At 67.6% G+C, this 9,681-nt stretch carries 10 protein-coding genes; 5 read left to right on the forward strand and 5 right to left on the reverse strand.

Features of this window, described 5'->3' with window-relative positions; translation table 11 throughout:
- The 5 genes from VFE83_RS00410 to VFE83_RS00430 form a co-directional block, all read left to right on the forward strand.
- Positions 1 to 579, forward strand: a 579-nt coding sequence (locus tag VFE83_RS00410) for an amidohydrolase family protein (protein ID WP_324902889.1), incomplete at its 5' end; no start/stop codon positions are given.
- Positions 580 to 937: 358 nt separating this feature from the next.
- On the forward strand, positions 938 to 1,342 hold the full coding sequence (locus VFE83_RS00415) for a DUF1761 domain-containing protein (RefSeq protein ID WP_324902890.1): 405 nt from the start codon (positions 938 to 940) through the stop codon (positions 1,340 to 1,342).
- A 34-nt stretch (positions 1,343 to 1,376) separates the two neighbouring features.
- Complete coding sequence (locus VFE83_RS00420) at positions 1,377 to 2,024, forward strand: 2-hydroxychromene-2-carboxylate isomerase (RefSeq protein ID WP_324902891.1); 648 nt, start codon at positions 1,377 to 1,379, stop codon at positions 2,022 to 2,024.
- Between the two features lie 92 nt (positions 2,025 to 2,116).
- Positions 2,117 to 3,064 carry a DegV family protein gene (locus VFE83_RS00425; RefSeq protein WP_324902892.1) on the forward strand — a complete coding sequence of 316 codons (948 nt, stop codon included), beginning with the start codon at positions 2,117 to 2,119 and terminating at the stop codon, positions 3,062 to 3,064.
- 159 nt (positions 3,065 to 3,223) lie between these two features.
- Positions 3,224 to 3,568: a hypothetical protein gene (locus VFE83_RS00430; protein ID WP_324902893.1), complete on the forward strand. Its 345-nt coding sequence runs from the start codon at positions 3,224 to 3,226 to the stop codon at positions 3,566 to 3,568.
- A gap of 833 nt (positions 3,569 to 4,401) precedes the next feature.
- On the opposite strand, the gene fghA is transcribed toward VFE83_RS00430, so the two are convergent.
- From fghA to VFE83_RS00455, 5 genes are all read right to left on the reverse strand, one after another.
- Entirely contained in the window at positions 4,402 to 5,232 is an 831-nt protein-coding gene (gene fghA / locus VFE83_RS00435) for an S-formylglutathione hydrolase (protein WP_324902894.1), read from the reverse strand.
- Positions 5,233 to 5,428: 196 nt separating this feature from the next.
- Positions 5,429 to 6,538 carry an S-(hydroxymethyl)glutathione dehydrogenase/class III alcohol dehydrogenase gene (locus VFE83_RS00440; RefSeq protein WP_324902895.1) on the reverse strand — a complete coding sequence of 370 codons (1,110 nt, stop codon included), beginning with the start codon at positions 6,536 to 6,538 and terminating at the stop codon, positions 5,429 to 5,431.
- A 31-nt stretch (positions 6,539 to 6,569) separates the two neighbouring features.
- Positions 6,570 to 6,845, reverse strand: a complete 276-nt coding sequence (gene frmR / locus VFE83_RS00445; protein WP_324902896.1) for a formaldehyde-responsive transcriptional repressor FrmR — start codon at positions 6,843 to 6,845, stop codon at positions 6,570 to 6,572.
- A 77-nt stretch (positions 6,846 to 6,922) separates the two neighbouring features.
- Positions 6,923 to 7,501, reverse strand: a complete 579-nt coding sequence (locus VFE83_RS00450) for a DUF4136 domain-containing protein (RefSeq protein WP_324902897.1) — start codon at positions 7,499 to 7,501, stop codon at positions 6,923 to 6,925.
- A gap of 880 nt (positions 7,502 to 8,381) precedes the next feature.
- Positions 8,382 to 9,681, reverse strand: a 1,300-nt coding sequence (locus VFE83_RS00455; protein ID WP_324902898.1) for a phosphoenolpyruvate carboxylase, incomplete at its 5' end; no start/stop codon positions are given.

The following is a 9,681-nucleotide window of genomic DNA, read 5'->3' on the forward strand; positions in this document are numbered from 1 at the left end:
GCCGCCGACATCCGCCAGCTGCTGCGCTGGTCCGCCCGCCACAACGTGCGCGTGGCCGTGGCCGGCGGCGCCGAAGCCTGGCGCGTGGCGCCACAGCTCGCGTCCGCGAAGGTGCCGGTGTTCGTCGACCCGCTGGGCAACCTGCCGGCGGACTTCGACCAGATCGGCGCCACCATGGAGAACGCCGCACGCCTGCGTGCGGCCGGCGTGCAGGTGGGCTTCTCGCAGGCGGGCGATGCCTCGCACAACGCGCGCAAGATCCGCCAGCTGGCCGGCAACGCCGTGGCCAACGGCCTGCCGTGGGAAGACGGGCTGGCCGGCCTGACCCGCGTCCCTGCGGAAACCTTCGGTGTGTCCGACAGGCTCGGCAGCATCGCGCCCGGCAAGCGCGCCGACCTGGTGCTGTGGAGCGGCGACCCGCTGGAGGTCAACACGGTGGCCCTGCAAGTGTGGATGGACGGCCGCGCGATCGAGATGCGCAGCCGCCAGACCGAGCTGCGCGACCGCTATCTGCGCACCGCGGTACCCGCCGCGGAAGGCGGTATGCCGCGGGCGTACCCGGCGCCGACCGGACGCTGAGCCATGGAGCCCTTCGCCTACCGGTAGAAGGGTTGAGGTGAGGGGCGGGACGTGCGAGGCCACGATGCGGCGACGAGGTTCCCGCGCCGCACTTCACGCCTCCCCAACCCTCACCAGCACGCAGGCGAGGGAGCAGGAACCAGTGGGCGTCACCGCCAGCGAGCGCTCGGGAGAGGGGTTGGGGTGAGGGGCGGGACGCGCGAGACAACGATGCGACGACGAGGTTCCCGCGCTGCACTTCCCCCTTCCCAACCCTCGCCTGCAAGCAGGGACCACGCAATCCCTGCGACGCCCTGGCCCTCTGGCCGTATCCTGCAAGCTTCGGGCGCGCCTTCCACCCGCCACTGCACAGATCGCCATGACCCCGCCGCACATCGACCTCAACTGGCTGGCCGTGATCGCCGCCGCCGTCTCGGCCTTTGTCTTGGGCGGGCTGTGGTACGGCCCGCTGTTCAAGCGCGTCTGGTGCCGCGAGGCGGGTGTCGACCCCGACGCCGCGCCCGCGCATCCCCGCCGCATATTCGCCACCGCGTTCGCGTGCAGCCTGCTGGCGGCGCTGATGTTCGCCACGTTCCTCGGTAACCAGGCCACCGCCGCAGATGGCTTCGGCGCGGGTTTCGTGGTCGGCCTGTTCTTCGTGGCGATGAGCTTCGGCATCAACTACGCATTCGCCGGTCGCAGCCTGAAGCTGTGGATGATCGACGCCGGCTACCACATCGTGCAGTTCTGCCTTTACGGCCTGATCCTGGGCGCCTGGCACTGAACGCATCGGAGATTCGATCGACGGGGGACACCGCATGACGCCGACACCGTTGAGCTGGTACTTCGACTTCATCTCGCCCTTCTCGTACCTGCAGTGGCAGCGGCTAAAACCGCTGGTGCGCGAGCGCGAGGCGATCGGCGAACCGGTGCGGCTGGTGCCGATCGTGTTTGCCGCGGTGCTGGACGCGCGTGGACAGAAGGGTCCGGCCGAGATCCCCGGCAAGCGTGAATTCACCTACCGCCACGTGCTGTGGCTGGCGCGCCAGGCCGGCGTGACGCTGCGCTTCCCGCCTGCGCATCCGTTCAATCCGCTCGCATCGCTGCGCCTGAGCATCGCCGCCGGCGACACGCCCGAGGCGGTGGATTCCATCTTCGACTGGCTGTGGACGCAGGGCCGGGCCGGCGACAGCGTGGAGGCACTGGTGCCGCTGATGGCGGCGCTGGACGTGCCGGCCGAGGCGCTGGACGCGGACGCGACCAAGGCGGCCCTGCGCGCCAACACCGACGAGGCCATCGCCGCCGGCGTGTACGGCGTGCCCACGCTGGCCGTGGATGGCGAGCTGTTCTGGGGCAACGACGCCTTCGACTTCGCCATGGCCGCGCTGCACGACCCCGCCGTGCTGCAGGACGAGGAGATGCAGCGCGTGAGCGCCCTGCCGGTGGGGCTGCAACGCCGCCGGTAACCCTGACGCACTGCACATCGCGACGCATGCCTCCAACCGGGTATGCTGGCCGTCACACTTCGAACGCCAGCGCTCATTCCGGGAGGGGAACCATGCGCATCGGACTCGTTGTCGACTCCGCCTGCGACCTGCCTTTGCCGTACCTCGAGCAGCACGAGGTCACCGTGCTGCCCATCACCGTGCGCATCGGCGACGCCGTGCTCGCGGACCATCGCAACGAAGAGGCCACCCTCGAGTTCCTGCATGCGCACGTCGCCGAACGCGGACACGAGGCGCAGACCATGCCGTACACGGTGCAGCAGATCCAGGACCTGTTCCTGCAGAAGCTGGTCATCGATTACGACTACGTCTTCTGCATGACCATCACCAAGACGCGCAGTCCGATCTTCGACAACGCGCAGCAGGCCAGCTTCGCCATCCTCAACGACTACAAGGCCGTGCGCGCCGCCGCCGGCAACGCCACGCCGTTCGCGCTGCGCGTGATCGACACGCAAAACCTGTTCGCCGCGCAGGGCATCACCGCGGTGGAAGCGATCCGCCTGCGCGCCGCGGGCGAGGGCGCACCGAAGATCCGTGCCCGCCTCGAACACCTGGCGCTGCACACGCAGGGCTACATGGTGCCGCCGGACCTCTATTACCTGCGCAATCGCGCACGCGCCAAAGGCGACCGCAGCGTCGGCCTGCTCAGCGCCGCGCTGGGCAGTGCGCTGGACATCAAGCCGGTGCTGCACGCCAACCGCGGCGAAACCGGGCCGGTGGCGAAGATCAAGGGCTTCGAACCGGCCGTAACCAAGCTGTTCGAACACGTCTCGCAACGCGTGGAGCGCAACGAATTGCTCACCCCGACGATGTGCCTGAGCTACGGCGGCGAACTGGAACAACTGCGCGCGCTGCCCGGCTACGAGCGGCTGCGCGATGCATGCCAGGCGAACAACGTCGAGGTGTTCGAAAGCGTCATGAGCCTCACCGGCATGGTCAACGTCGGCAAGGGCGCGGTAGTGGTCGGCTTCGCGGCCGAAGGACAGAAGTTCACGGCCTAGATCATTCGTCACCCCACCCGCAGGAGTCCAGCTTGCTGGCGATCAGCGCTTCGGAACGACGGTCGCGAGCAAGCCCGCTCCTACGCTGCTCCGTGATCGTTCACGGGCAGGCACGTGCATGCGTCCTAGACTGAGGTCCTTCCTCACAGGAGCACTGCGATGGCCGCCCGCTACTACATCCGGCTTCCCGACGCCAAGCGCGCACGCGGCAGCGACGCATCGCTGTCGTTCAGCGCAGTCAGCGCGGAAGGTTTTGCCGAGCAACTCGAAGCCGCCCTGCGCGAGCCGACGCTGTTCGAACGCTGGAAAGGCCAGCAGGACGACCCCGACGCCGTCGACCCGTCGCTCGGCGCCACCGATCCCGGCGCCACCGTACGCGGCGAACAGGACGACCTGCACATCGACCTGATCGCCACCACCAGCGTCCCCGGCGAAATCCTGCGCCAGCGCCTGCGCTGGCTGGCGGGCAGCGCGTGGGAATTGCGGGATGTGACGTCGGCGTAGGGAGGTTGAGCGCGGGCGCTGGTGTGCGTGGTGTGAGTCGGCGAGCTGCCACGCATGTTTAACGACGCGTTCCCGATGTTTTCCCGCAGACTTCCAGGTCCGCGCTATTCGGCGAGGTGACGTCATTCGGTGAAGCATGGGCGTCAACGAGCCTGTCCTGCGGCACCAATGCGCTTCATACGCTGCCGTTGCTGACCGATGGATCCCCGCCTTCGCGGGATGACGAGCAAAGAGCAAGGCGCCGCGTCCAGGTCATGTCGGCGTAGACGCAGAAGCGGATACAGCTGACTTCTGCCATCCGCTCACGGTTCGGTTTCCCAGGTAACTAGGGGGCCGCTGGGGTCGCGGAGTTCGCGTCGCTGCTGTTGTTGTTCTTGCGGCTTTCTTTCCGTCGTGGTCGAGGTTGTGGTTGTTGCTGTTGCTGTTGAACAGCCTGCACATCGCCAGACCCGGAGGGCGCCGCACAGGGATGTGCGGCGCTGAGCAAGGAGGCATGGATGCCGACTTGCGGGGCCCCGACTCCGTCTCCGGTCGTAGGATTGGTGTGTCGGGGAAGACCGTTTCTTTTGGTTACTTTTCTTTGGGTCAGCAAAGAAAAGTGACCCGGCCGGCTTTAGACGGACGGAAGCTTTGGCTGTTGCTCCTGACTGGACAACGGTGAAGCGTGAAAAGTCCATGGATCCCCGCCTTCGCGGGGATGACGAGCAAAAGCGAGGCGGCTGCATCCGCTCCCAAGGATGACCGGAAGCAACGGCACAAAATTGACCGCCTCAACGCCTCAACGCCTCAACGCCTCAACGCCTAACGCCTCAACGCCTCAACGCCTCAACGCCTCAACGCCTCAACGCCTCCGCATGATGCGCCACATGCTCGCCGATGAAACTGGCGATGAAGTAATAACTGTGGTCGTATCCCGCACGCATCCGCAGGTCGATCGGATGCCCCGCGGCTGTGCACGCGTCCACCAGCCGCTGCGGCTGCAACTGCGTCGACAGGAATTCGTCCGCCTCGCCCTGGTCGATCAATAGCGGCAGGCGCTCGCTCGCGCTGGCGACCAGTTCCGCCGCGTCCCATGCCTTCCACGCGTCACGGTCCTCACCCAGATAGGCCGCGAACGCCTTCTGCCCCCATGGCACCTGCGAAGGCGCGACGACCGGCGAAAACGCCGACACGCTGCGGTAGCGTCCGGGATTCTTCAGCGCCACGATCAACGCACCGTGTCCGCCCATCGAATGCCCGCTGATCGCGCGTGCCTTCGTCGCCGGGAATTGCGCCTCGATCAGGTCCGGCAGCTCGCGCGAGACGTAGTCGAACATGCGGTAGTGCTTCGACCACGGCGCCTGCGTGGCGTCGAGGTAGAAGCCGGCACCGACGCCCAAGTCGTAGCCCTCGGCGTCGGCAACGCCGGGCCCGCGCGGGCTGGTGTCCGGCGCGACGATGATCACGCCGTGCTCGGCCGCATAACGCTGCGCGCCCGCCTTGGTGATGAAGTTCTGCTCGGTGCAGGTCAGTCCGGACAGCCAGTACAGCACCGGGCATGAGCGCTGCTCCGCCTGCGGCGGCAGGTACACGCCGAACGTCGTCTCGCAGTCGAGCGATTTCGAATGGTGCCGGTACACGTGTTGCCAGCCGCCGAAGCAGGCGCGATGTTCGATGCGTTCCATGGGCTTTTCGGGATGCGTAATGGTGACTCGGGACTCGGGACTCGGGACTCGAAGAACGTGACGCTCTTGCCTTTAGCCGTCATTCCCGCGAAGGCGGGAATCCAACTGCCCATGCCAATTCCGGCCTTCGTCGGCGGTGATGCCCCGCGAGCATGGATTCCCGCCTTCGCGGGAATGACAGCCAGCGGCAAACCTCTCAGTAATGAATCACCGAGCGGATCGATTTGCCCTCGTGCATGAGATCGAAGGCTTCGTTGATGCGGTCCAGCTCCATCGTGTGCGTCACGAACGGCGCCAGCTCGATGTCGCCGCGCATCGCGTCCTCAACCATGCCCGGCAACTGCGAACGGCCCTTCACGCCGCCAAACGCGGTGCCCATCCACTTGCGGCCGGTGACCAGCTGGAACGGGCGCGTGGAGATTTCCTGCCCCGCGCCGGCGACGCCGATGATCACCGACTGGCCCCAGCCGCGGTGCGCGCATTCCAGCGCGGCGCGCATCACGTTGACGTTGCCGATGCACTCGAACGAGTGGTCCACGCCCCAGCCGGTCATCTCGACGATCACCTGCTGGATCGGCTTGTCGTGATCCTGCGGATTCACGCAGTCGGTCGCACCCATGCTGCGCGCGAGTTCGAACTTGGACGGATTGGTGTCGATGGCGATGATGCGGCCCGCCTTCGCCTGTCGCGCGCCCTGGATCACCGCCAAGCCGATGCCGCCCAAGCCGAACACCGCCACCGAATCGCCTTCCTGCACCTTGGCGGTGTTGTGCACCGCGCCGATGCCCGTCGTGACGCCGCAACCGAGCAGGCAGACGTGCTCGTGGTTCGCTTCGGGATTGATCTTCGCCAGCGAGACCTCGGCGACGACGGTGTATTCGCTGAAGGTCGAGCAGCCCATGTAGTGGTACAGCGGCTGGCCGTTGTACGAGAAGCGCGTGGTGCCGTCGGGCATCACGCCCTTGCCCTGCGTGGCGCGCACGGCGACGCAGAGGTTGGTCTTGCCCGACTTGCAGAACAGGCATTGGCCGCACTCGGCGGTGTACAGCGGGATCACGTGGTCGCCCGGCTTGACGCTGGTGACGCCCTCGCCCACTTCCACGACGACGCCCGCGCCCTCGTGGCCCAGCACGCAGGGAAACAGGCCTTCCGGATCGTCGCCGCTGAGCGTGAACGCGTCCGTGTGGCACACGCCGGTGTGGGTGATCTTCACCAGCACTTCGCCGGCCCTGGGCGGGGCGACGTCGATCTCGACGATCTGCAACGGCTGGCCCGCGGCGAAGGCGACGGCGGCACGGCTTTTCATGGCAACTCCTGGCATGAACGGAAATAACGAATCACTTCAGGTACGAGCGGACCAGCCCCGCGAGTTCGGTCACGCGCGCGGCGCGCTGCTGCGGGGATTCGGCGGCCTGGCCGAATTCCTCGCGGATGTGCGCTTCCAGCACTTCCGACATCAGCCCGTTGACCGCGCCGCGGATCGCGGCGATCTGCTGCAGCACGGCGCCGCAGTCGGCACCGGCTTCGAGCGCGCGCTCCAGCGCATCCGCCTGCCCCTTGATGCGGCGGATGCGGGCCTGGACGCGCTTCTTTTCTTCAGGGGAATGGGGCACGGGAAGTCCGCAGGTACAATACTGGGGTAGAGTACCTGAGCGGGACGACGGCCGCCAGCCGTCAGCGGCGACTGGATTCAACGCAGAGGTGGCGCCGCCGCACTCGGCGGGAACTGCGCGAACATGCGATCGACGCTCTGCTGCAACCGGTTGGTCTGTTCGAGTGGCGAATCGGGGACCGTGCCCATCGCGATGCCGCGCCACAGCGGACGCTGCGTCTGTGCATCGAACATGTCGATCACGAACGTGCCGTAGGTGTAGTTGCGCACGGTGGTGGAGGTGTTGAAGCCGCCCCACGCGCCCCACCCCGGGCCCCAGCCCGGTCCCCAGCAGCAACTGCCCCAGCCCCATCCGCCCCACATCGGCGCGTTGTTCCAGGTGTCCACGCGCACGCGACGCTCGGTGACGATGTGGCCTGCCACGGTGACCTGTGCATTGGGCGACTGCGTCCATCCGCGCTCGCGCAGCTTCGCGTCCACGGCAGCGACGAAGCGCTGCGTCTGCAGCGGCGAGAAGCCTTCCGGCTGCTGCGTCCAGCGGTAGGTCTGGTACTGGCCGAAGTTGACGGCCGGATCGTAGTCGGTGAACACCGTGGGCGTGGTGGCGCAACCGGCCAGCAGCCCAACGGCGATCAGCATCGTGAGTGCGCGTTTCATGGCCGGCCCTCCACCGTGGCGGCGATTCGAGAATACGCCGGTGGGTGCGCGGCGGACGTGAAGCTTCTTGCGTCTGAAGCGTCTAGTGGCGCTTGTTCAGGGCCGGTGTGGCGCGGCGTTCATGTGCGGGTGCGGCGCGTCAGACGGATTGTTGTCACGACGGTGTATTGCGTCGGATGGCCTGAGCTGCGGTGGACATGGCCTGGGTGACCGAGGAATGCGTTGGAGTCGCGAGCAAGCTCGCTCCTACGTTGCGGACCGCGAGTGAACGCTTTGTCGCTGGGAACTGCAGCCGTCGCGGACGTCACGTGATCGGCTTCTGATGGCGCGGCCCGTCTATCCATGGCCGTCGTTCGTTCACGCGCGCGGCAGGTCTGAACGTGAACAGCCGGACCGGACGATCCGATGCCCGCTGTGCGATGGCGGGAAGTAGGGTCCCGATGGCAAGCGTCTGCCACGCCTTGAACGTAGGAGCGAGCTTGCTCGCGACCCCGCGAGTCTCGGGTGTGCATCGAGCTTGTTGGGGCGCTGCTACCGCTTTGGCGTTAGATGGCGTCGGTCGCGCGGCAATGCCGCGCAGTGCATCGATGTCGTTGGGGGAACTGCTGCCGTCCCTGGCGGCGCGCATCTGGCTTCGGATCGCCCGGCCCGGCCATCCATGGCCGGGCGTTCAGCCACGCGCGCGGCAGTGCCGCGCAAGCGGCGTGACTTCACCCGGGCGTTTGGCTCGCCGCGCGGCGATGCCGCGCAGTGCATCGATGTCGTTGGAGAAATCGCCGCCGTCCCTGGCGTCACGCGATCGGCTTCGGATCGCCCGGCCCGGCCATCCATGGCCGGGCGTTCGGCTCGCCGCGCGGCGATGCCGCGCAAGCGGCGAGCCTCACCCCGTGTTCTGGATGCCTGCGGAGATGCCGTTCACGGTCGCGACCAGCGCCTGGTACAGCGCGTCGTCGGGGCGGTCGGCGGCGCGCCAGCGGGCCAGCAGGTCCACCTGCAGCAGGCTGATCGGGTCGACATATGGATTGCGCAGGCGGATCGACTGACGCAGGCGGTAGTCGCCGGCGAGGAGTTCGTCGCTGCCCTTGATTGCAAGTACCGCATCGCGCGTGCGGTCGAACTCCGCCGCGATGCCGGGATGGAAGCGCTCGTGCAATTCTCCGGCCAGCAGCGAGTAACGTTCGAAGATGCCGGGATCGGACTTGGCCAGCATCATTTCCAGGTCGTCGATGAAGGTGCCGAAGAACGGCCAGTCGCGCGCCATCTCGGCCAGCGTGTCGCGACCATGGCGATCCAGTCCATTGCGCAGCGCGCGGCCGACGCCATACCACGCGGTCAGTCCGGCGCGGTTCTGCGACCACGCGAACACCCACGGTATCGCGCGCAGCGAACCCACGTCGCCGGTACCGGCGCGCTTGCTGGGACGCGAGCCGATGCGCAGGCGTTCGATCACGTCGATCGGCGTGGCGGCGCGGAAATACGCGGGGAAGTCCGGGTCCTCATGGACCAGCGCGCGGTAGTGCGTGCGCGAGTCGCGCGCGAGTTCGCCGGCGATGGTGCGCCACAGTTCCTCGCGCGGTTCGGGCGGGCGTGGACGCAGAGTCGCGCGCAGCACCGCGCCGGTCGCCTGTTCCAGGTTGCGCAGCGCGATGGCGCGGATGCCGTACTTGCGATGAATCACCTCGCCCTGTTCGGTCAGGCGCAGGTAGCCGTCGACCGAACCGCGCGGTGCGGCGATCACGGCACGTTCCGTCTTGCCGCCGCCGCGGCTGATCGAACCACCGCGGCCGTGGAAGAACGCGATGCGCACGCCGCTTTCCTGCGCGAGCGTGGTGAGCGCGATCTGCGTACGCTGCAGTGCCCAGCGCGAGGCGAGCATGCCGCCATCCTTCGCGCTGTCGGAGTAACCCAGCATCACGACCTGGCGGTTGCCGCGCGCGGCGAGGTGCTGTCGGTAGACCGGATCGGCGAACAGCGCGCGCAGCGTGTCGGCCGCGGCGTCCAGGTCGTCCACCGTCTCGAACAGCGGCGCGACGTCCAGCGGCACGCGGCCTTCGCCGTCGAGGCAGCCGGCGATGCGTGCCAGCGCCAGCACCGCCAGCGCGTCGGCGGCGCTGCGGCTCATGCTGACGATGTACGGGCCGAACGCGCGCGCGCCGTAGCGCGGGCGCAGGCGTGCGAAG

Origin of the sequence: Lysobacter sp., from assembly GCF_035655815.1 — a bacterium.
GTDB lineage: Bacteria > Pseudomonadota > Gammaproteobacteria > Xanthomonadales > Xanthomonadaceae > Lysobacter_J.